The sequence below is a fragment of the Microcoleus sp. FACHB-672 genome, from assembly GCF_014695725.1.
In the GTDB taxonomy this organism is placed as follows: Bacteria; Cyanobacteriota; Cyanobacteriia; order Cyanobacteriales; family Oscillatoriaceae; genus FACHB-68.
On record NZ_JACJOU010000004.1, the window covers coordinates 76,884 to 98,187 of the forward strand.

The 21,304-nt window shown below is 47.0% G+C and carries 20 protein-coding genes and 1 other RNA gene; 14 read left to right on the forward strand and 7 right to left on the reverse strand.

All coding sequences use genetic code 11. The features are described from left to right. Window positions 1–64 precede the first annotated feature (64 nt). On the forward strand, window positions 65–1,414 hold the full coding sequence (locus tag H6F56_RS01480; RefSeq protein ID WP_190665037.1) for a serine/threonine protein kinase: 1,350 nt from the start codon (window positions 65–67) through the stop codon (window positions 1,412–1,414). Window positions 1,415–1,493: 79 nt separating this feature from the next. Then, complete coding sequence (locus tag H6F56_RS01485; protein ID WP_190665038.1) at window positions 1,494–3,224, forward strand: glycosyltransferase family 39 protein; 1,731 nt, start codon at window positions 1,494–1,496, stop codon at window positions 3,222–3,224. A 63-nt stretch (window positions 3,225–3,287) separates the two neighbouring features. On the opposite strand, the gene H6F56_RS01490 is transcribed toward H6F56_RS01485, so the two are convergent. After that, complete coding sequence (locus tag H6F56_RS01490) at window positions 3,288–4,067, reverse strand: photosystem II S4 domain protein (RefSeq protein ID WP_190665039.1); 780 nt, start codon at window positions 4,065–4,067, stop codon at window positions 3,288–3,290. 221 nt (window positions 4,068–4,288) lie between these two features. Between H6F56_RS01490 and H6F56_RS01495 the strand changes: the two genes are divergently transcribed. Then, complete coding sequence (locus H6F56_RS01495; protein ID WP_190665040.1) at window positions 4,289–4,870, forward strand: YkgJ family cysteine cluster protein; 582 nt, start codon at window positions 4,289–4,291, stop codon at window positions 4,868–4,870. A 112-nt stretch (window positions 4,871–4,982) separates the two neighbouring features. Here H6F56_RS01495 and H6F56_RS01500 read toward each other — a convergent pair whose 3' ends face one another. After that, window positions 4,983–5,498 carry a hypothetical protein gene (locus H6F56_RS01500; protein ID WP_190665041.1) on the reverse strand — a complete coding sequence of 172 codons (516 nt, stop codon included), beginning with the start codon at window positions 5,496–5,498 and terminating at the stop codon, window positions 4,983–4,985. Window positions 5,499–5,867: 369 nt separating this feature from the next. On the opposite strand from H6F56_RS01500, the gene serA reads away from it, so the two are divergent. The 3 genes from serA to prmA are packed head-to-tail and all read left to right on the forward strand — an operon-like array spanning window position 5,868 to window position 8,540. Then, entirely contained in the window at window positions 5,868–7,451 is a 1,584-nt protein-coding gene (gene serA / locus H6F56_RS01505; RefSeq protein WP_190665042.1) for a phosphoglycerate dehydrogenase, read from the forward strand. Further along, entirely contained in the window at window positions 7,448–7,639 is a 192-nt protein-coding gene (locus H6F56_RS01510; protein ID WP_190665043.1) for a hypothetical protein, read from the forward strand. Before serA ends, H6F56_RS01510 begins: the two co-directional genes overlap by 4 nt. A gap of 10 nt (window positions 7,640–7,649) precedes the next feature. Further along, window positions 7,650–8,540, forward strand: a complete 891-nt coding sequence (gene prmA / locus H6F56_RS01515) for a 50S ribosomal protein L11 methyltransferase (RefSeq protein WP_190665044.1) — start codon at window positions 7,650–7,652, stop codon at window positions 8,538–8,540. Window positions 8,541–8,682: 142 nt separating this feature from the next. Here the strand turns inward: prmA and H6F56_RS01520 are convergent, their stop codons facing one another. The 3 genes from H6F56_RS01520 to trxA form a co-directional block, all read right to left on the reverse strand. Next, complete coding sequence (locus tag H6F56_RS01520) at window positions 8,683–9,486, reverse strand: pentapeptide repeat-containing protein (protein WP_190665045.1); 804 nt, start codon at window positions 9,484–9,486, stop codon at window positions 8,683–8,685. Window positions 9,487–9,941: 455 nt separating this feature from the next. Continuing rightward, window positions 9,942–10,664, reverse strand: coding sequence for a pentapeptide repeat-containing protein (locus tag H6F56_RS01525; RefSeq protein WP_190665046.1), 723 nt, complete (start codon window positions 10,662–10,664; stop codon window positions 9,942–9,944). Between the two features lie 184 nt (window positions 10,665–10,848). Continuing rightward, the gene (gene trxA, locus H6F56_RS01530) at window positions 10,849–11,166 is read right to left on the reverse strand and encodes a thioredoxin (protein WP_190665047.1); all 318 of its coding nucleotides are present in this window, start codon (window positions 11,164–11,166) and stop codon (window positions 10,849–10,851) included. A gap of 250 nt (window positions 11,167–11,416) precedes the next feature. On the opposite strand from trxA, the gene fabG reads away from it, so the two are divergent. Continuing rightward, the gene (gene fabG, locus H6F56_RS01535; RefSeq protein ID WP_190665048.1) at window positions 11,417–12,181 is read left to right on the forward strand and encodes a 3-oxoacyl-[acyl-carrier-protein] reductase; all 765 of its coding nucleotides are present in this window, start codon (window positions 11,417–11,419) and stop codon (window positions 12,179–12,181) included. Between the two features lie 102 nt (window positions 12,182–12,283). Here the strand turns inward: fabG and H6F56_RS01540 are convergent, their stop codons facing one another. After that, window positions 12,284–12,874 (reverse strand): Crp/Fnr family transcriptional regulator, encoded by a 591-nt coding sequence (locus tag H6F56_RS01540; RefSeq protein WP_190665049.1) that lies wholly within the window; start codon window positions 12,872–12,874, stop codon window positions 12,284–12,286. Between the two features lie 229 nt (window positions 12,875–13,103). Next, the gene (locus tag H6F56_RS01545) at window positions 13,104–13,409 is read right to left on the reverse strand and encodes a hypothetical protein (protein ID WP_190665050.1); all 306 of its coding nucleotides are present in this window, start codon (window positions 13,407–13,409) and stop codon (window positions 13,104–13,106) included. 218 nt (window positions 13,410–13,627) lie between these two features. On the opposite strand from H6F56_RS01545, the gene H6F56_RS01550 reads away from it, so the two are divergent. From H6F56_RS01550 to rnc, 7 genes are all read left to right on the forward strand, one after another. Further along, window positions 13,628–14,068 carry an RrF2 family transcriptional regulator gene (locus H6F56_RS01550; RefSeq protein ID WP_190665052.1) on the forward strand — a complete coding sequence of 147 codons (441 nt, stop codon included), beginning with the start codon at window positions 13,628–13,630 and terminating at the stop codon, window positions 14,066–14,068. A 52-nt stretch (window positions 14,069–14,120) separates the two neighbouring features. Continuing rightward, window positions 14,121–15,083, forward strand: a complete 963-nt coding sequence (cysK, locus tag H6F56_RS01555) for a cysteine synthase A (protein ID WP_190665054.1) — start codon at window positions 14,121–14,123, stop codon at window positions 15,081–15,083. 741 nt (window positions 15,084–15,824) lie between these two features. Beyond that, on the forward strand, window positions 15,825–17,525 hold the full coding sequence (gene groL / locus H6F56_RS01560) for a chaperonin GroEL (RefSeq protein WP_190665055.1): 1,701 nt from the start codon (window positions 15,825–15,827) through the stop codon (window positions 17,523–17,525). A gap of 198 nt (window positions 17,526–17,723) precedes the next feature. Then, the gene (corA, locus tag H6F56_RS01565; RefSeq protein ID WP_190665056.1) at window positions 17,724–18,890 is read left to right on the forward strand and encodes a magnesium/cobalt transporter CorA; all 1,167 of its coding nucleotides are present in this window, start codon (window positions 17,724–17,726) and stop codon (window positions 18,888–18,890) included. 248 nt (window positions 18,891–19,138) lie between these two features. Then, window positions 19,139–19,792 (forward strand): hypothetical protein, encoded by a 654-nt coding sequence (locus H6F56_RS01570; RefSeq protein WP_190665058.1) that lies wholly within the window; start codon window positions 19,139–19,141, stop codon window positions 19,790–19,792. Window positions 19,793–19,858: 66 nt separating this feature from the next. Further along, an RNA gene (rnpB, locus tag H6F56_RS01575) (RNase P RNA component class A) lies at window positions 19,859–20,285 on the forward strand. Window positions 20,286–20,376: 91 nt separating this feature from the next. After that, entirely contained in the window at window positions 20,377–21,108 is a 732-nt protein-coding gene (gene rnc, locus H6F56_RS01580; RefSeq protein ID WP_190665060.1) for a ribonuclease III, read from the forward strand. Window positions 21,109–21,304 lie beyond the last annotated feature (196 nt).

Here is a 21,304-nt window from a genome sequence, read left to right on the forward strand (position 1 = left end):
TTTCTTTTAACAAGTTTGAGAGTATATTGATTGATGAGTTGTTAGTGGGATGCGCTGCGCTCTTATGGAACCATTGCACCAGATGGGAGACATCATTGCTGAGCGATACCGGCTCACCAATATTTTAGGGCAGGGTGGGATCGGGATCACTTATGAAGCCGAAGGCAAGGAAACCGGCAAGCGAGTGGCACTGAAGGAGGTATCACTGCGCCGGCTGACTGATTGGAAGGTTCTAGAATTGTTTGAACGAGAAGCGCGCGTACTCTCCGAACTCAATCATCCCAGTATTCCGGCTTACTTAGATTACTTTCAGGTGGATACACCCAGTGATCGTAGTTTCTATTTGGTTCAGGAAATTGCACCGGGGAAGTCACTTGCGGCGCTAGTAGAAGTCGGCTGGCGGGCGTCGGAAGGTGAAGCGCAAAAACTGGCAATTCGAGTATTAGAAATCCTTAGCTATCTGCATAGTTTAACGCCGCCGGTGATTCACCGAGATATTAAGCCACAAAATATTATTCTGGCGGAAGGTGGGCGAGTGTCTTTGGTCGATTTTGGGGCGGTACAAGACACTTACCGACATACATTTGCTGGCAGTAGTACGGTGGTGGGTACTTATGGATATATGGCACCGGAGCAATTTCGATGCCAAGCAGAACCGGCAACAGATTTATACGGTTTAGGGGCAACTTTATTATTTTTACTGACACATCAATCACCGGCAGATTTACCCCAGCGCCGGCTTAAAATTGAATTTCGCTCTCAAGTTCAAATCTCAGATGACTTTGCCGGCTGGATAGAAACTCTCATTGAGCCGGCTGTGGAAGATCGGTTCACTTCTGCAAAGGAAGCGCTGGCAGTGCTGTTAGGTGAACGAGAAATGATCTATCCCCGAGCATCTGCTCTTCAGCAACCAGCCGGTAGTCGCATTGTTGTGAACAAAACTGCCTCACGCTTAGTGGTGGAAATTCCACCTTCTGAATTGCGCTTTAGCAGGGTATTCATCAAACTTTCTACCCTAATCTGCAAGTTATTGTTCTTTTTTCTCGGGCTTCACTTTGGTCTGTATATGCTGTCTGAGATGACATCTGTTTACTATGCCAGGTTTCTCTTGCTGGCTCTATTAATATTAGTATTCTCGGGGCTGGATGAGATAGCATCATCCCTGTTCAGTATTGTCGGTACTGAGCAATTAGACATAAACCTACAAACCTTTCGGCTACGTTGGCGGTTGTTGGGTTTAAGCTACCAAGTTCAGGGACGGGCAAAAAATGTGCAATGTAGCTGCGATCTTAACGGCTGTGCCTTAGTAGAGGAATTGCAAGTTCACCGTTTTGGCTCAAAGTTAATGCCGGCGGAAAAAGAATGGTTAGTGGCGGAATTAAATAATTTTCTGGGAAAACCACTATATAAGTAGGCGATAGGCGGTAGGCTTAGGGGCGATAGGAAACCAGAAAGCCTATTTTTTGTTGCTAGCTTGCCTACTGCCTGACAGAATGCGATTTTTTCAACATTACCTAGCGCTGGCTGGGGTGATTGCCTTGGGTGGTGTCCTGCGCTTCGCTCAGCTTGACTTCAAATCCCTGTGGCTGGATGAAGTAATTACTGCTTTGTTTAGCTTGGGACGCAACTACTATGACATCCCCCTGGATGCAGTGTTTCAACTTGAACAATTAAAGGAAATTTTTACACTAAATCCAGAAACTACCTGTAGCCAAATTTCTCACAATATTGCCATCCAATCAACGCATCCACCGCTATTTTTTTGCTTGATGCACCGCTGGTTAATTTGGTTAAATCAGTTTAACTGGCTTTTTGCCTCTGACGGAAATTGGGAGTTAGCGTGGCAGTTGAGATCCTTGCCTGCATTCTTCGGTGTTGCTTCAATTGCTGCGGTTTACTGGCTGAATCGTCTTGCTTTCTCCCCGACAGCAGGATTGATATCGGCTGCTGTTATGGCAGTTTCTCCCTATGGCGTTTACCTGTCTCAAGAAGCACGACACTACACGCTGCCAGTGTTGTTAATTACCTTGGCTTTAGTGGCATTAATGATCATTCAGCAAGATTTTGAAAAGCGGCAGCGCAGCAGACCTATTGTTTGGGCGATTTGGGTTATTATTAATACAATTGGTCTTTATGTCCACTACTTTTTTATCTTTGCCCTGATCGCTCAGCCGCTCGTTCTGATTTTTAATGTTAATTCCCCCAACAAAAATAAAAAATACAAACTTCAAAATAGTTTATTTTTTGGGCTTCTGCCCTTTGCTTTGTTTATCCCTTGGCTACCAATTTTGATCGGTCATTTTGGGCGTTCTGAAACCAATTGGCTGCCGCAGCCACACAACATTGCTCCCCTGTATCAAACCCTTGCCGGCTGGCTGACAATGGTTGTGATGCTGCCGGTGGAAAAGCAACCCCTTTGGATTATAATTCCTGCCGGCTTCTTTATGCTTGTATTCGGATTGGGGATGGGATGGCTTTTTTTTGCGGGATTGAAAAAACTCTGGAACAATTCAGAAACCCAGCCAGCAACCCGCAGCCTACTAAGCTTCACACTTTGGGTGCTGCTAGCATTTCTGGCAATTGTTTATCTGTTAAACAAGGATATTACGATTGCGCCTCGATATCACTTTGTCTACTATCCAGCTTTCTGCGCCTTACTCGGAGCAAGCCTTTGGAAAATGCAAAAAGCCCGCGCAGAGATGCTAAAAGAAAAACCGTTAACACGATGGGCGGCACCCTTCACACTATTATTTGTTGGGATAATCAGTTGCCTTTGTGTCACTTCAGATTTGGCATTTAAAAAGCCTTTTCACCCCCAACGCGTTGGGCTGGATATGAACTTAGAGCCGGCTATCTCCCGCCTAGTTGTCGTGGCATATAAAACCTTTCAAGATGTGGCGTTAGGGGTGAGCTTTGCCTTAGAAATTCACAAACATGATCTCCCTGAAAATGCCGATTCCTACATGGCTTTTTTGCAGCAAGAAACAAATTACGATCAAGTTTGGCAAAACCTATCTCAACTGCCACTGCCGGCACTCCCGCTCAATTTGTGGGTGGTTGCACCTGAGTTGCTACAGCAACAAGACTATCCCCAGCAGCTATTTGCCTTAACAGAACTCAGCACAGAGTCTCAGCAAATTGTTTGTACAATCGATCCCTCCCATTATTACCGCGTGGGTGTTCCTTATCAGCTATATCGTTGTTTGCCGGCGGAGAGGGAGTGAGTGTGGAGTGGGAGATTTAGTAGTCTCCCATAAAATAGGGAATTAGTTGCACTTGAGCTTAGCTTAAATATATCGGGTTAGTTGAACGCGATATCGCTCTTTTTTGGTAACTGCCACTTCTCCAACTTCGAGGCGTCCTTTACCACGAATCGCAATTAAGTCGCCTGATTTAACCGGCTGACTTGATTGGGTGGTTTCTTTCCAATTTACCCGCACGTCACCGGCAGCAATTAAATCGACCATTTTGCTACGAGACATCCCAAAGCCGGCGGAAGCCACCGCATCTAGCCGTAAAGAAGCTTCTACAGTAGTTAATTCTTTCTTTTTGGGTTCTTTGATCTTCAGCTCGCTTAACTCAATGCGCTGCGTTTTCACCGGCACTGAGCGCACCTGCTTGAGTTCAAGTTCCAAAAATTCCACCATCTCCGGCACGACAATTGCCTGAGCACCTCGCTCACCCAATACAATTACGTCACCAAGCTTTTCTCGCACAATGCCGGTGCCCAAAATCGCCCCCATAAAGTCTCGGTGGGTGGCGGTATCGAATAAGAAATTGCCGGCAATCTCCAACGCTGCCACTTCCACTTGTGCCGATTCTAGGGGCAATTCTGATCGGGCAATTCCCAGGCGCTGTCTTTCTGCCTGCGGATAACCACCCCAGGCAACCAACTGCACCTCTGTCAGACGCTTAAAAGCTTGCTGCGCCTCAACCTGCACTGGCGGCGAAAGAAAATCCGTCAAGACAACTTCCCACGTTTTAATCGCCTGATCCGCTTGGTCGATCACACGAGCCACTATGTCTCGATTTTCAACGCCTTTTAACAGTTCTTCTCTTGGCAACATTCTGGCAGTATTTTTATTTAATCACTATTCTGATTCTATCGATTGAGCGGCGTGATTAAAACATCATGCGCTGTAGAGATACCTCGAATAAATGAGCGCGTTTTACGAATTTTATAAACTTTTGTCTTTTTTTATCTGCCTAAATGGTCGAGTCTGCCTTGAATTTTTATCTAATATCTAAAATTAATAGATTCCCTTTGTCTCCCTCTTGAGCGCAGTTTATGAATACTGATGTGGTTGAGCGATTACTCGCACTCTACCAACAAATTGATCAGGAAACGACCGCATTTCAAGCGGCAACCGGCCTGCAATGTCCTGCCGGCTGCGGTCGATGCTGCGAAAATCCTGAAGTAGAAGCAACTCCCTTAGAAATGCTGCCTTTAGCAATAGAATTATTCCGTCAGGGCGAGGCACAGCAATGGTTAGAGCGACTCGCTGAGTGCAACGAACTGAGCGTTTGTGTTTTCTATCAAAGCGATCCTCTCATCCCTGGAAATGGTCGTTGCACAGTCTATGCTTGGCGACCGGCTGTGTGCCGGCTGTTTGGCTATGCCACCGTTAAAAATAAGCAAGGAACGCCAGAATTTGCAGCCTGCCGGCATCATAAACAAACGGTGCCGGCAACGGTAGAAATTGCGAAAGCAGCCGTTACAGCGGGGGTGTCGGCTCCAGATTTTTCCCAATATGGCATTGAGATTGCCAACCTTGACCCGAATCTGGGACAAGGGCAAATGCCACTCGCCCAAGCTTTGAAAATTGCGATTGAACGCTTGGGATTAATTGCTCAGTTTGGGGGCGAGTGAAGGGCGTAAAAAGTCACCCATAAACCCTTCAAAAAACAATTTTTACGGTTGTCTCTATCCTGAGATGCTTGACTTTTTACGCTTTTTTTCTCATATTGGGCAACCTTTGCCTTTACACACTACCGGGTTCTGCATAACCTTGGATATTTTCAGGCTCAAACGGGCGGATGATAGAGGTCGCGCGGCGCGTTAGGCTTTCAGACCCTTTCACGACAACCAAATATTTGCCGGCATTAAGTCGGTTGCGGTAAGGCAACGCGTCACCGCTTCTAAACATCAAGCCGACCCCTCCGCCCACAAAAACACTACCCATTGCACCGGCAATGGCACCAAACAATCCCCCAATAAAATGATTGCCAAAATCGCCGGCCCAGGAAACAATCGATAAGCCGGTGATCGTATTGAAAATGAAACCGCCGACAAAACCAAAGGGAATCAGCCAAGTGGCCATCAGTTTAGCTTGTTTGCCGGCCTCCTCATTCGGGTCAATCAAGCCATATTCATCAGCACTTTTATATCCCCTGCCCAGAATGGCCACTTGCTCCATCGGCAAGTCTTCTTTCTCTAGGGCAGAGTAAGCAGCTTCTGCTTTGATGCGGTCTGGTAGCACAGCGACGAGATAATACATAGCAGCGAATCGGTGTCTGAGAGTGGTTAACGATCTACCTAACAGATTAACAGCGCACAACAGCGCAGATCATTTACCCAAAACACGCCACACTTGCGCTCAGCAAAGTTAACGGGTGGTGGATAATAGGAAAGAGGACGCCTGGCAATTAGCAATGAATCGCCTGTTCCGCCCCAAGAAGATAAAAACTTTCGAGCAGTTGGCAGTTTCAGGCCCCATTACAGTTAAAATGACCTACTGCGGTGAAACCTTTCCATCGAGTAAAAGACCGTTCCTGTGCTCGCCCTCCAGTCTTATGCCTTGCGGCTAGAGGCTGCGCTCACTGCCGGTGATCTTTGACCTCTTGCTGTTGCAACTTATCTGCTGACCATGCCAAAGGTTCTTGTTTCCGATCCGATTGACCAAGCCGGTATCGATATTCTTTCCCAAGTCGCCCAAGTTGACGTAAAAACTGGTCTGGCACCCGAAGAATTGGTGCGGATCATGCCAGAGTACGACGCCTTAATGATTCGCTCCGGCACCCGCGTCACCCAAGCGGTGATAGAAGCCGGCGCACAATTAAAAATCATTGGGCGTGCCGGTGTGGGTGTGGATAATGTGGATGTGCCGGCAGCCACTCGTCAGGGAATTGTCGTCGTTAATTCTCCTGAAGGTAACACAATTGCGGCAGCCGAACACGCTCTGGCTATGATGTTCTCCCTGTCGCGCTACATTCCCGATGCCAACCAATCCGTTAAAAGTGGCCAGTGGGATCGCAAAACCTTTATCGGTGCTGAAATTTACAAAAAAACTTTGGGCATCGTGGGGCTGGGAAAAATTGGTTCCCATGTCGCTACAGCCGCAAAAGCAATGGGCATGAGACTGCTCGCTTACGATCCGTTCATTTCAACAGAGCGGGCTGAGCAGTTGGGTTGTCGCTTAGTGGATCTTGATGTCCTCTTCCGCGAAGCCGACTACATCACCCTGCACATCCCGAAAACAACAGAGACGGCTAACTTAATTAATGCGGAAGCGCTGGCGAAGATGAAGCCCACCGCCCGGATTATTAACTGTTCTCGTGGGGGGATTATTGACGAGCCGGCGCTGGCAACTGCCCTGCAAGAAGGCAGAATTGCCGGTGCGGCTTTGGATGTTTACAACAACGAACCGCTCGAAGCCGATTCGCCTTTGCGCTCACTTTCTAAGGAAATCGTCCTGACTCCCCACCTAGGAGCCTCAACAGCGGAAGCACAGATCAATGTCGCGATCGACGTTGCCGAACAAATTCGCGATGTGCTGCTGGGGCTGCCGGCACGTTCGGCGGTGAACATTCCCGGCTTGTACCCCGACGTACTCGAAAAGCTCAAACCTTATATGCAACTGGCAGAAACCTTGGGCAACTTGGTGAGCCAGCTAGCAGGGGGACGCGTCGATTTTCTCAATGTGCGCTTACAGGGAGAATTAGCAACCAGTGAAAGCAAGCCGGTGGTGGTGGCATCCCTGAAAGGATTGCTCTCCCAAGCTCTGCGCGAACGCGTTAACTACGTTAATGCCAGCATTGAAGCCAAGGAACGCGGAATTCGCGTCGTGGAAACACGCGATGCCTCAGTTCGTGACTACACCGGCTCGTTGCACCTAGAGGCGAAAGGCTCTCTGGGCGAACACTCTGTCACCGGCGCAGTCCTCGGAGATGGTGAAATTCGGATCACCAACGTTGATGAGTTCCCAATCAACGTGCCGCCGACTCACCATATGTTGTTTACCCGTCACCGGGATATGCCAGGAATTATTGGCAAAATCGGTTCTCTTCTGGGTAGCTTTAATGTCAATATTGCCAGTATGCAGGTGGGCCGTAAAATAGTCCGGGGTGATGCAGTGATGGTTCTCAGTCTTGACGATCCCTTACCCGACGGCATTCTGGCTGAAATTACCAAAGTTCCCGGCATTCGGGATGCCTACACCGTGACACTGTGACGTCTGGAAATAGGGAATGGGCGAGGGGAAAGTTTGAAACAGTTGTGGGAAATTTATTTCACCCAATACTGATTTCTCAACTCCACCACTTCGCACCCAGCAAGCTACGGTTGTGGTGGAATCCCACGCCCTCGCCGATTTCCCATTTCCCAATCCCCATTTCTCAATTCTCAATTCCTAATTCTTAATTCCAAGAAGTTGGCAAATAGCTGGTGGGAAATTCAAGTTCTGTGTGATCCAGCCCTAGAAGATACAATCTTCTGGCGGCTGGAAACGTTTGGCTGTCGGGGCACTTCCAATGAAATTAAAGGTTATGCCTGCCTGGTATCCGCTTACTTACCTGAAGAACAAGCGCAGCTATTAGATTTGGCGGCTTTATCTCTGTTGCTGCGCCAAGATGCCCTCTGCATGAGTTTGTCACCGCCGGCAGTGCAGTGGCACTTAATTGATGAGGAAGATTGGGCAAGCAACTGGAAGCAATACTGGCATCCAATGGAGATTGGCGATCAGTTGTTAGTCTATCCAGCATGGCTGCCTTTACCAGAAGAACCAGGCCGGCACCTGTTACGCTTAGATCCGGGCGTAGCGTTTGGCACCGGCACCCACGCCACAACTCAGCTGTGTCTTGAAGCGTTGGAGATGCGGCTAGGATATGAAAAAACCGATGCCCTTGTCGCTGATATTGGTTGTGGTTCGGGCATTTTATCGATTGCCGCCATCCTGTTAGGTGCGAGAAAGGCTTACGGTGTCGATATCGATCCCTTGGCTGTGAAATCTGCTCGCAGCAATCGAGAACTTAATCGCATTTCTAACAAGCGCCTCGTTTTTGAACTTGGCAGTCTGGATCGCTTAGGCAAATTAGTGGATGAGCCGGTTGATGGTATTCTGTGCAATATTTTGGCAGAAGTAATTATCGACTTGATCCCGCACCTGGATATGCTAGCCAAACCGACGACTTGGGGGATTATTAGCGGCGTTTTGTTAGATCAAGCCAAGCCGGTTGCCGATACCCTAGAGCAACATGGCTGGATAGTTGCTACCCTCTGGCGCAGGCAAGATTGGTGCTGTTTTAATATTCGCCGGTCTTAGTGATGTGAAAATAGCAACTGGAAATAGAGTTTTTGGGCAAGTAAAATTTGCCGACAGCATCAGCGACTAAGCATCTAATTTTCCAGTTGCTGCCCAAAGAAACTGTCTGTCTTTCCCCTACTGAGCACTCAACACTAGTGCCTTAAGGCAATCCTGGGCGTGGGATACGCAAGCTATTCGTTTTTGAATTGAGCGAACTTGGCTGGAGAAAATTTGGGTAAGAAAAACCTGATGTGGGTGCTTCTGAGTTGGGCGAATTATGTTGTCGAACGGTAACGGGGGTTTCGGTATAAAGTCCTATTGCACCGTCTAAGTGAGCACCACTAAGGTTCGCGCCGGTAATATTTGCCCCCGTTAGGTTGGCACCACTCAGGTTGGCATTTAATAAGTTACCACTCGAAAGGTTTGCCCCACTGAGATTGGCATCACTGAGATCCGCACCGACTAACTGGCATTCTCTCAAGTCAGCATTGGACAGGTTAGCCCCCAATAAAACTGCATTACTGAGATTTGCCCCATTAAGTCCGGCACCGCTAAGATTAGCACCTTCGAGATCTGCACCAATTAAATTAGCACCTTCCAAATCCGCACCGCTCAAGTTAGCGTTTTGCAAGTTGCTATTCACACAGTTGGCAAAAATCAGTTCGGCTCCTCTAATATTAGACCCTTTGAGGTTGGCATCTAGCAGGTTGATGCCCTTCCCGTCAACACCACTAAGGTCTGCTTTTGTTAAATCAGCAGCGACTAAATTGGAAAAAGTTAGATCAGCACCGCTTAAATTAGCATTGCTAAGGGTGGCACCGTTCAGGTTGCTATAGGACAGCTTGGCACCACTCAAGTCAGCACCGCTCAGATTAAACCGAGCCATGTTAGCATCACGCAGGTCGCCTCCCTGACACTGTTTGGTTTCTAGCAAGCGTTTGATGTGTGCGGTATTTGCAGCCATAATCATTCCTGAAAGCTCAAAGCTAAAATTTATTTAATGGAAAACTTGGAACCTTAAATATTCCTATCTGGGGAAGGGGCGTTTCACCCTTGAAAAAATTTATCTAACTACTCTGTCTTTACAAAAGAATTTGGAGCGATCAGGAACCCTGCCGATGAGTTATTGCTGTTCGCGATTGAGCGATCCCCTCAACCTTTTCTAAAAGTAACAAAAAGATTCAACTCTCCCTTGAACACGGCGACAGTGGGAAATTAAAAGACAGACAGAACTTTAGTGGTTTTTTAAGGTGTCTTACAAAAAATTACAACAGGTCTCTGGTAGAGCTATTGTCTCAACTATTTTTTTATTAACTAGAATTGCTTAAACCTTAAAAACTGAAAATGAAATAGGGGTGCCGGCTCGCACCCCTAAAAAGTTAAAAGCTTGGAGATTGACTCCCCATCTGCCTGTATTTTTTAGTCTCTGATGGCATCCCTCACATTAACACCCGTCATATCTACATTCGTTAGATTGGCACCTCTCAAGTCGGCACCTCTCAAGTTAGCCGGTGTGACTGTACAGGAACTAAAATCGTTGCCTTCCCGCTCAGTACACGTACTCATGTCATAACGCAGATTTGTTGGCACCATCCCTTCTCCCTCACCGAAGGGTCTAAGATCCGCACCCCTTAAATTTGCGAACTCTAGGGTTGCATTACCCATTTGAGCGCCTCGGAGAATTGCGTTACTCAAGTTCGCTTCTCGCATAAATGCGCTTAAGTGAGCGTTTGTCAAGTTAGCTTTTGTGAGAGTGGCATTATCAAGCTGCGCTTTATTGAGGTTCGCAAAGCTCAGGTTTGCACCTTCTAAATTAGCGCCTCTGAGGTCTGCACCGACTAACAGAGAACCTCTTAAATCCGCACCACTCAGGTTGGCACCTCTGAGATCAGCACCACTGAGATCGGCGAAGGAAAAGGAGACTCCGCTGAGGTTTGCACCTCTTAAAGTTGCTCCCTCAAAAATGATCGGATCGAGGAATCGCCGGCCCGCTAAGACGAGACCATCCAGATTGCACCCGCGACATTCTCCTGTGTTTAAAAGCCGTTCAATCGTCGATGCGTTTTGAGCGTTCACTCGATGGGTTAAACCCATCGTGACTAACAGTGTGGCAAATGCAAGGCTTCCTAGTTTTTTGTTCATTTTTGTCCCCTAAAGTAGCAACTCTTGCTGATTGCAAAAATCACGAGTAAATATCTGAAATCGGTGGTATTTCAGTTTGAATCTAGACTTTATCAGCCAATTGTAAGCCTAAATTCTTCTTTTGCCAGGATTGTTAATTTTATTTTTCTTTCCCCCCTTTAACGGTCTGTCATTCACAAAAATTTTAAATTAAAGGCTGCAAGCGCTGAATTAACTGTTGAGCTTGCAGAACTCCTTCGATCCGCTCCACCGGCTGCCCATTCTTGAACAGCACCAGCGTTGGCAGGGCGTGAATGTGATAAGTGGTTGCCAGATCCGGATAGTTATCGGAGTTAATTTTGACGACTCTCAGCCGGTCTTTGAGCCGGCTATTGACCTCCTCCAGAATCGGAGCCATCATTTGACAGGGGCCGCACCAAGGCGCGTAAAAATCTACCAAAACCGGCAACTCGGAACCCGATAACAACTCTTGAAAGCTGCTGAATTGCTTTTTAACTGCCATAAAAAATCCTCTTTTTACGCGTTTACTTTGAACACTTTTATGATATATCGGCGGCGTTAGACGACGCTGAGAATTAATACAATTTTAAATTTTAAACTTGAGATTTCAAATTAACACAACCCTATCGTTCAAAGGTCTAGATTCTACTGTAGTAATGCAAATTTATAGCAAAATTACCCAGTTCACCCTTCACCCTTCATCGTTCCGATAAGATGGTCTAGTTTGTTACACAGTCACAAGAGGATTGGAAATGGAAGCATTGCCAGAGAGTTTGCAGCGGTTGCGCGATCAAGTGGCCATTGTCACCGGCGCTTCACGGGGAATTGGTCGTGCGATAGCTTTGGCATTAGCAGCAGAGGGGGCAAAGATCGCGGTCAACTATGCCAGCTCAAGTGCGGCTGCAGAGGAGATTGTCGGGGCAATTGAGGCGGCAGGCGGCAGTGCGATGGCACTGCAAGCAGATGTTTCTAAAACGGATGGGGTCGAAGCCCTGATCAATGGCACCCTTGAAAAATGGGGCCGAGTCGATATCTTAGTGAATAACGCCGGCATTACTCGCGACACCCTGCTGCTGCGAATGAAACTAGAAGATTGGCAAGCCGTGATTGATCTCAACCTTACCGGCGTTTTCTTGTGCACGCGAGCAGTTAGTAAAATTATGCTCAAGCAACGCGCTGGTCGTATTATTAATATTGCCTCAGTTGCCGGTCAAATGGGCAACCCTGGACAAGCTAACTATAGCGCCGCTAAAGCCGGCGTCATTGGATTTACCAAAACCGTTGCCAAAGAACTCGCCTCTCGCGGGATCACCGTCAATGCGGTTGCCCCTGGATTTATCACCACAGATATGACTGACGGCCTCAAATCTGAGGAAATTTTAAAATTCATTCCTCTAGGGCGTTACGGTCAACCAGAGGAAGTTGCAGGTCTCGTTCGCTTCCTCGCCGCCGACTCTGCTGCCGCTTACATTACCGGCCAAGTGATTAATGTCGATGGCGGGATGGTTATGGCGTAGACCTAGAATATTTAACGCACAGAACGCAAAGGAAACGCACACAATTTTCAGAGGATTGTGCAATAACTTCTGCGCTCTTTGCGTTAAAAGTGCCTTTTCTATTTAAATTTCATAGTGCCAAAACGGTTGTCGGTCGGGGACAACAATATAGCGGTGTTGATGCCGGCTAATGAGTCCTTGCTTTTCAAAATTCTTCAGCATCCGGGTGACGGTTACTCGGTTTGAACCGATGATTTCTGAAATTTCTTGATGCGTTAAACGCAGATCAATGAGCTGTCCTTGCTCGACTTGACGACCAAATCTTTTAGAGAGCCAAGTTAACAGCTTTAAAAGAGAGGCATCTATGGGTTTGCAATACCGCAATTCTAAGAATTCTTCTAACTGCTGAGTGTGCTGAATTAGCGATTTGATAAATTCGTAACTGTTATTTGCCGGCAAAACAGTCGCCTCTACCAGGGTCAAGCATTCAATGGTATAAGGTTCAGCTTTTGATAGCACTTTGCCAACAATATCCTGGGCACCCCATAATCCTAGAGGGATCAGCGTTCCGTCTTCACTCCAGGTAAATGTCCGCACCACGCCGCTTTTAATCTGCCAGATTTCATGAGGTTTCAAAGGCAGTAGAGAGCGGCGAGCAAAAGTTGTTTGTGTCCGGTTGGGATACTGATCGAATAAGACGGGAGAAACTATCATCTTTAATTCTTATTTATTGAGGATTTCTTTAATGAGAACATTTTAACTTCTAAAGAATTCTTGTTCTTTAAAATGGGGCTGTGGGAAAGATTTTTCGGTTTTCTAGTGTTCAATATTGCTTTACGAATTGAAGCCGGTTAAACAAGGCTTGAATCATTTTTGCATCTGGATATAGACCGGCTTTCCTTGTCGTCAGGTAATTTTCCTCGAAATAGCAACAGTGGAGCCATTAAAAGGAATGTCTTGGAGAATCAGGAAACTGAGACCGACGACTGCTAGAGGTTTCCTTAAAAAAGGCTCCCCCAAACGCACCAAGAAGCGCTCCGGCAATGGCTCCAGTAAGGGTGCCGGCAATTAGTGCCGTGACTCGCCAAATGATGGCAAATTGGCGTGGCTTTGGCTCTATCTGTACTGTAAACATTAAGCCGGTAATTGCTCCGTATATCAAGCCGTAACCTGACCAAAACAAGGTTTCACCCACGGCTTCAAAGGGAGTCCTTATCACGTCAATTGTGGTTAAAACTATTTTTTTCATCACAGCATTTCTCTCTGACTAAACTTGAGCGCAAATCTGCTCAGTCGCTCATTGAGTTAGATAAACTACGGTAAATCGATAGACATACCGTAGTTAGTGAGCGTTAATCAGGAGTATGTCACGAGCAAGCCCAGTTCGTCAAGAAAAAATACTTAAACTCTATCGGGTAACCGTAGTATAATAAAAAATCGATGTTGGCCTTTGGGTGATGGCAACTCATGGAACTATCGTGTAAAGTCAAGTACGCTATGGTGGCACTTCTAGAACTTGCCAGCCGGTATGGACACGGGGAACCCGTGCAGATCAGTCAAATTGCGGCAAGTCAGCAGATACCAGACCGTTATTTAGAGCAACTGTTAACCACACTCCGTCGTGGTGGCTTCGTCCGCAGTCAACGCGGATCGAAAGGTGGTTATTTGTTGGCCAAGCCGCCTTGGCAGATCCCCCTGTTAGAAGTGTTCGATTGCTTAGAAGGGCCACAAAGTGTTGAACATGATGGACAGTCGGATTCAGTCCCGACGCCAGAGAGTGCCGCCCTTCAAGAGGTTTGGACAGAATCAAATTTAGCAGCCCAAGAAGTTTTGCGGCGCTATTCGTTACAGGATTTGTGCCTAAAACGGGATGATTGCCAGCGATTGAATATTATGTATTACATATAGCGTTTAGCAAATTACGCTATCCCTCATTCAAAACTCAAAACTTAAAACAATTATGCGGATTGCTCATGATGTTACAGAATTGATTGGCCACACACCTTTAGTTCAGCTAAATCGAATTCCCCAAGCAGAAGGGTGTGTTGCCAGAATTGTCGTGAAGTTGGAGGGGATGAACCCAGCCTCCTCTGTTAAAGATCGCATCGGCATTAGTATGGTTCAGGCGGCTGAGGAAGCCGGTGAAATTCAGCCGGGAAAAACGGTTTTAGTGGAACCCACTTCTGGAAACACCGGCATCGCCTTGGCAATGGTGGCAGCCGCAAAGGGATATCGCTTAATCTTAACGATGCCCGAAACCATGAGCCAAGAACGGCGGGCAATGTTGAAAGCTTATGGGGCGCAGCTGGAATTAACCCCTGGCGTTGAGGGCATGAAAGGGGCAATTGCCAGGGCCGAACAAATTGTGGCCACAACCCCCAATGCCTTTATGCCGCAACAGTTTCGTAACCCGGCCAATGCTAAAATCCACCGGGAAGCGACAGCGGAAGAAATTTGGGCAGATACGGATGGGGAAGTGGATATTTTGGTGGCTGGGGTTGGCACCGGCGGCACCATTACCGGCGTTGCTGAGGTGATTAAACAGCGCAAACCCAGCTTTCAAGCAATTGCGGTTGAACCTGTCAATAGTCCCGTGCTTTCTGGGGGATATGCCGGCCCGCATAAAATACAAGGAATTGGTGCCGGCTTTATTCCTGAAGTGTTGAAAGTCGATTTAATTGATGAAGTCATCGCCATTAGTGATGACGATTCAATGGCCTATAGTCGGCGTTTGGCGCGGGAAGAGGGTTTACTGTCTGGCATCTCTGCCGGCGCTGCTTTAGCTGCTGCCATCCAAGTTGCAAAGCGTCCAGAAAATGCCGGTCGATTAATTGTAATGGTGCAGCCAAGTTTTGGCGAACGCTACTTGAGTACACCGCTGTTCCAAGATTTAGAAAAGCTTGAGGCTGTGGCAGTTAAATAAGGAAGAATCGGGATTTTTTGAAGCCGGAATTAGGGTAAGTAAAATTCTCTAAATTGTTGGAGAAACTTACCTGATAAATATGGATAAGGGAGATTGTAGATTCAACCTTTAGCAAACCTCTGGAAAAGGGCGAATTTGGTAAAAATTTTGCATAGCTTAAATTCAAACCAAAACTCGCCCGTCTTCCCCTTCTTGATATTTACTCAGTTTTTCTTCTATTTACTCTCGCGCCCCGATGTGATAGGGGCCAAGCCATTTGTCCTAGCCATTGGAATAATCGTTATAAGTCATTAGATGCACACTCTATTGATAAAATAAGGTGGCCACATATCTTCATTTTCCCATTGCAGAATTCCCACAGCAAAAACTCGAAGTTTTGCCGGCTCCCAATTCCATTGCTCTGTTGCCATGATAAAATCTCAAAATTAGAAGTTTGAGCGATTAAATTATATTATTTATACAAAATCCCAGAGTTGGGAAAATTATGACTCTTGCGAACAAGGGCCAACCAACCCTACATGGCCCTGGCTGCCTCGCTACCGGCTAAGCTAACGCGCATCTAATTCGCTATCCCCCTGTTTCTTTCTCTTGATCTCCACAGAAAAACTGATTTGCCTAGCAGATCAACGCCCGATGGGCTAAAATCCGCTCAAATTTGTTCGGTGCTCCACACTCAAAAATTTAGCACTCAACCCCTGGGAGTGCTAAATTGTCTAGTTGGAGAACTAAAAAAAACGACTCATGGCTAAAATTGTTGCATTTAACGAAGAATCTAGGCGGGCGTTGGAGAAGGGACTCAACGCCCTAGCCGACGCGGTGCGGATTACCCTGGGACCCAAGGGCCGCAACGTGGTGCTAGAGTCGAAGTACGGTGCGCCTCAAATTGTTAATGATGGAATTACGATTGCTAAGGAAATTGAATTAGAAGATCCTCTGGAAAACACCGGCGCTAGGCTGATCCGGGAAGTCGCCTCGCAAACCAAAGAGATAGCCGGCGATGGCACCACCACAGCCACTGTGCTCGCTCAAGCTTTGGTACGCGAAGGGTTGAAGAATGTTGCCGCCGGCGCAAATCCTGTGAGTTTGCGGCGAGGAATTGAACGGACGATCGCTTTCTTGGTTGAAGAAATCAAGGCGATTGCCAAGCCGGTGGAAGGTAGCGAAATTGCACAAGTTGCAACCGTCTCAGCCGGCAACGATGAAGAAATCGGGCAAATGATTGCCCAAGCAATGGATAAAGTCACCAAAGACGGCGTCATTACCGTTGAAGAATCGAAGTCCATCGCCACAGAATTGGATGTGGTGGAAGGGATGCAGATTGATCGCGGCTACATTTCTCCCTACTTCGTCACCGATCAAGAACGGATGGTGGTTGAATATGAAAACGCCCGCATCCTGATTACAGATAAGAAAATTAACGTGATTCAGGAATTAGTGCCGGTGCTTGAAAAAGTGGCCCGTGCCGGCCAAGCATTGCTGATCATTGCCGAGGACGTAGAAGGCGAAGCCTTAGCCACCTTAGTTGTCAATAAAGCCAGAGGCGTACTCAGCATCTGCGCGATTAAAGCCCCTGGATTTGGCGAACGCCGCAAAGCCATGCTGCAAGACATCGCCGTTCTCACCGGCGGACAGCTGATTTCCGAAGAAGTCGGTCTCAGCCTTGATGATATCTCCCTGACTATGCTGGGGACTGCCCAAAAGATAACGCTCACCAAAGACACGACAACGATTGTCTCCAGCACCGATGATCGCAATAAAGCCGACGTGCAAAAACGCATCACTCAATTGCGGAAAGAATTAGAAAGAAGCGATTCTGATTACGACAAAGAAAAGCTGCAAGAACGCATTGCCAAACTTGCCGGTGGCGTAGCCGTGATTAAAGTGGGTGCGGCAACTGAAACCGAACTCAAAGACCGGAAATTGCGGATTGAAGATGCCCTCAACGCCACCAAAGCTGCTGTAGAAGAAGGCATTGTGCCCGGTGGTGGTTCCACCCTGATTCACTTGGTCAAAAAAGTGAATGAGTTCAAGGCCGATTTGACTGGCGAAGAAAAAATTGGGGCAGAAATCGTCGCCAAAGCTTTGGAAGCCCCCTTACGTCAAATTGCCGATAATGCCGGCGTGGAAGGTTCCGTCATTGTTGAGCAAGTGCGCGACTCTGAGTTCAACATGGGTTACAACGCCGCCACCGGCAAGTTTGAAGACTTACTCGCCGCCGGCATCATTGACCCCGCCAAAGTCGTGCGTTCAGCCCTACAGAATGCCGGTTCAATTGCCGGTATGATTCTCACCACCGAAGCCCTCGTTGTCGAACGGCCTGATAAGAAAGCTGCCGGTATGCCTGACATGGGCGGCATGGGCGGCATGGGTGGCATGGGCGGCATGGGCGGCATGGGCGGCATGGGCGGCATGGGCGGCATGGGCGGCATGGGAATGATGTAATTCTCAGCACTTAGCCGTCAGCAGTCACTCGTCAAGAGTAATTAATTGCTGAACAATAAAAGCAGTTTGCCTTTCCCGGCAAGCTGCTTTTTTGATCAGGGAACCTGAATGCATCCACGTAAATGTAACCAATAGATACACAGAATTTAAGATAAATCGCTTAAAATCACGAGTGAAAATCTGTTCAGGTCACACAACATGACAGAAAACCGGATGCCACCGTCCCAATTCAAAATTCAACCCCAAGAGGAAGAGAAGGAAGATTATTTTGATTACTTCTATGACAAACCAGGCAGTTTACCAGGCACCCTTAACCTCGAACCAAATGCCCCACCTCCCGATATTGTGCTGATAGATTACTGTGAAGCGAATGCCTGCCGGCAGAAAATTACCTCGCCCGAAGCTTGTGCGGCCTACTTAGATACCGAGTCAGTTTCTTGGGTGGATATTCTGGGTTTAGGCAATCAAGAAACTTGGCGTAAGCTGGGTCAAGTTTTTAATCTGCATCCCCTTACCCAAGAAGATATCGTCAACGTTCCTCAACGTCCCAAAGTTGCTGATTATAGTGACCACTTAGTGATCATTACTCAGATGGTGATGCCTAAAGAACAGACAGGTGGTTTTTGGATTGAGCAGGTCAGTTTGGTTTTAGGGAAACATTACCTACTCACAGTGCAAGAAGAACCCGAACACGATTGTTTTGGGCCGGTGCGCGAACGCATTCGTGCTAATCGCGGCAGTATTCGCAGAAATGGAGCAGATTATTTAACTTACGCTTTGTTAGATGCAATTATTGATGGCTTTTTTCCCGTCTTAGAAGCTTATGGTGAGCGTATTAATGAACTTGAAGATGAAGTCGTAATGAACCCCACCCACCAAACATTACAAAAAATCTATCAAATTAGGCGCGAATTACTCGCATTGCGTCGTGCAATTTGGCCACAGCGAGATGCGATTAATACCCTAATCCGAGATGGCAGCGATTTGCTCGGCCCATCCGTGCGAATTTACCTGCGAGACTGTTACGATCATGCCGTTCAAGTCATGGATATGGTCGAAACTTACCGAGAGCTAACTTCAGGTTTGATGGATGTTTATCTCTCTTCCATGGGTAACCGAATGAATGAAATTATGAAACTTTTAACGGTTGTCTCTAGTATATTTATTCCCTTGACATTTATTGCCGGCGTCTACGGCATGAATTTTAATGCAGAAACATCCCCCTGGAATATGCCAGAGCTTAACTGGTATTTTGGCTATCCATTTTGCTGGTTAATCATGAGTATAACTGCCTTTAGTTTGGTTTACTTTTTTTGGAGACGGGGCTGGTTTGAGAATTTCTCTGCAATAAAAAAGGAACCTTAGTAGCAACATTTTAAGCTAATATTTGACAGACATAATAAGGAGAGAAAAGACAAATAGCTAGAAGCGAACTTTTTCAATTCAAAAGCACCTCAATAATTACGGGAAACACTAAAAAAATGTCAGGACAATTAGCAGTTAGAGCTTGAAACGCCATTAAAAAATCGTTGCCCAGATCCCTTCGTTCCCCATCGTCGCGCCACCCGTGTTACTAGTCCAAAACTCAACAACAGAAACGCTCGGTTTAGGTCATGACTGAATACGACCTCTTAATTTTGACCATCTATGTGATAGTCGTCACATCCGTTCTTTACCAATCCATCAACTCAATCGGAGAGCAAATTACGATTAAATTTGACCGAGCTAACTTTAAGCAACAACTCGCCGAGGTAAATATTACCGATATGGTTGAAGTTAAATTTGACTTTAAAGAACGTTACCAACTTGAGGAACTGCGTGAGTTAGTCATTAATATTAAAAATAATTCCCCAGAAAATGACATTGACGTCGATTGGGAAAGCTGCTGTCTGATTGATCCCGATGGGCAAACGCAGCGGATTGTGCGACTTACACAGGGCTTAACTTACAATTTGTTTCAAGCCCAAGTTGGCAGTGTGATTGCCCCAGGTAAAAACCTTAAGGAAAAATTCACCTCTGAAACTGTCCTGAAACGCGAGTCAGAAACCGGCCCTTTCAAACCCGCTGAGCCTTTAATCAAACGCTCTCAGCTCAAACTAAAACCTGGCTCCACAAACCCCTGGATTCCGTTTTCCCTCAGACTGGTGCTGCGGCTGAGCGATCCCACCACTCCTGAGGACGTGAAGCCCTCTTATGCTTTGTACTGCCTGTTCAGTGTCAAAAAACTTGAGTGGATATACGCCCTTCCTTGGTATTCCAAGCGGTAAGCGAACGACTGATGAAAGCCGGCAAGCGTAAAAAGTCCCTCAAGGAATTAGACTGGAATTAAGGAGAGAGTAGGCGCAGGTGGTTGCGGATGGGTGTGCTAACCCGTCTGAGGAAAGTCCGGGCTCCCGAAAGACCAAACTTGCTGGGTAACGCCCAGTGCGGGTGACCGTGAGGAAAGTGCCACAGAAAGATACCGCCAAACTTTGTCCTGAGTCCTAAGTCGTGAGTGTGTGTATACTCAGGACTTAGCACTCAGGGCGGTTTTGGTAAGGGTGCAAAGGTGCGGTAAGAGCGCACCAGCAGCGTCGAGAGGCGCTGGCTCGGTAAACCCCGGTTGGGAGCAAGGTCAGAGGAACTAAGGTTGGTCTTTTACCCGTTCCGTCGAGATGTACCGCTAGAGGCGTCTGGTAACAGGCGTCGGAGATAGATAGCTACCTTCTTAGCTGCGCGTCAGTTAGGAAAACAGAACCCGGCTTATGTCCGACTCTCTCCCCTTTTTTATTTGGAATTCTAGATTTTAGAATTTGAATTGGCGATAACATTTAAACTTCAAACTCTAAAATTCCAATCAAGCTGTTCTGTCATGACCCTCACTCATCCTCACCGCCAAAAGCAACTCCAAAAACTACTCCAAAAATTAGGACTTTCTGAAAACTCGCCGGTGCAATGGCAACTGCTCGATTTAGCGCTGACTCATCCGACAATTTCACCGGCAGCTAACTATGAGCAACTAGAGTTTGTCGGAGATGCCGTGGTGCGTCTAGCGGCGGCAGAGTTGTTATTAGAAACTTATCCAGACTGTCAAGTGGGTGAGTTTGCGGCAATTCGTTCGGTGTTGGTGAGTGATCGCGCTCTGGCCAAGATCGCTGACAGCTACGGTTGGGACCGTTATTTACTCGTTGCCAATAGTGCTGCTGCTGACACAGCCGGCTTGGAATCACGTCTGGCAGATTCTCTGGAAGCTGTCTTAGCCGCGCTTTATCTGAGCACTCATACGCTAGAACTTGTACGCCCCTGGCTCGATTCTCACTTTAAGCAACTGGCAACTGAAATTCGCACCGATCCCGCCCGCCAAAATTACAAAGCCGCCCTCCAAGAATGGACTCAAGCGCACTACAAAGCTTTGCCGGTTTATCGTGTTAAGGAAACGACGCAAGTTCATGATGATGCCCAGCGATTTACTGCTGAGGTGTTGCTGGAAGGCCGCCGGTTGGGTCAAGGCAAAGGCCGGTCAATTAAGGCTGCTCAACAAGCTGCTGCCCAGGAAGCTTTTTTGTCTTTGCATCAAGCATCTCATCCCGATTTTGAGCCTTGAAAGAAAGCTTTTCTATTAGTATGAATGATTAGAATGGATGAACATCAAAAAATGTGCAATTTTGCTAAGTTTTGCAGGAATTTTTTATAATTTTTTGAAAAAATAAGATTTTTAAAAGTTTTTATGGTACTATCTTACAATAGACATCTGTGCGTAAATAATATTTTTCGAATATCCAATTGTGTTCATTATAACC

Excerpts from the sequence above, each read along its gene's own strand:
- H6F56_RS01480 (WP_190665037.1), top strand. The coding sequence starts at position 65 with ATGGAACCATTGCACCAGATGGGAGACATCATTGCTGAGCGATACCGG.
- H6F56_RS01485 (WP_190665038.1), top strand. The coding sequence starts at position 1,494 with ATGCGATTTTTTCAACATTACCTAGCGCTGGCTGGGGTGATTGCCTTG.
- H6F56_RS01490 (WP_190665039.1), bottom strand. The coding sequence starts at position 4,067 with ATGTTGCCAAGAGAAGAACTGTTAAAAGGCGTTGAAAATCGAGACATA.
- H6F56_RS01495 (WP_190665040.1), top strand. The coding sequence starts at position 4,289 with ATGAATACTGATGTGGTTGAGCGATTACTCGCACTCTACCAACAAATT.
- H6F56_RS01500 (WP_190665041.1), bottom strand. The coding sequence starts at position 5,498 with ATGTATTATCTCGTCGCTGTGCTACCAGACCGCATCAAAGCAGAAGCT.
- serA (WP_190665042.1), top strand. The coding sequence starts at position 5,868 with ATGCCAAAGGTTCTTGTTTCCGATCCGATTGACCAAGCCGGTATCGAT.
- H6F56_RS01520 (WP_190665045.1), bottom strand. The coding sequence starts at position 9,486 with ATGGCTGCAAATACCGCACACATCAAACGCTTGCTAGAAACCAAACAG.
- H6F56_RS01525 (WP_190665046.1), bottom strand. The coding sequence starts at position 10,664 with ATGAACAAAAAACTAGGAAGCCTTGCATTTGCCACACTGTTAGTCACG.
- trxA (WP_190665047.1), bottom strand. The coding sequence starts at position 11,166 with ATGGCAGTTAAAAAGCAATTCAGCAGCTTTCAAGAGTTGTTATCGGGT.
- fabG (WP_190665048.1), top strand. The coding sequence starts at position 11,417 with ATGGAAGCATTGCCAGAGAGTTTGCAGCGGTTGCGCGATCAAGTGGCC.
- H6F56_RS01540 (WP_190665049.1), bottom strand. The coding sequence starts at position 12,874 with ATGATAGTTTCTCCCGTCTTATTCGATCAGTATCCCAACCGGACACAA.
- H6F56_RS01545 (WP_190665050.1), bottom strand. The coding sequence starts at position 13,409 with ATGAAAAAAATAGTTTTAACCACAATTGACGTGATAAGGACTCCCTTT.
- H6F56_RS01550 (WP_190665052.1), top strand. The coding sequence starts at position 13,628 with ATGGAACTATCGTGTAAAGTCAAGTACGCTATGGTGGCACTTCTAGAA.
- cysK (WP_190665054.1), top strand. The coding sequence starts at position 14,121 with ATGCGGATTGCTCATGATGTTACAGAATTGATTGGCCACACACCTTTA.
- groL (WP_190665055.1), top strand. The coding sequence starts at position 15,825 with ATGGCTAAAATTGTTGCATTTAACGAAGAATCTAGGCGGGCGTTGGAG.
- corA (WP_190665056.1), top strand. The coding sequence starts at position 17,724 with ATGACAGAAAACCGGATGCCACCGTCCCAATTCAAAATTCAACCCCAA.
- H6F56_RS01570 (WP_190665058.1), top strand. The coding sequence starts at position 19,139 with ATGACTGAATACGACCTCTTAATTTTGACCATCTATGTGATAGTCGTC.
- rnc (WP_190665060.1), top strand. The coding sequence starts at position 20,377 with ATGACCCTCACTCATCCTCACCGCCAAAAGCAACTCCAAAAACTACTC.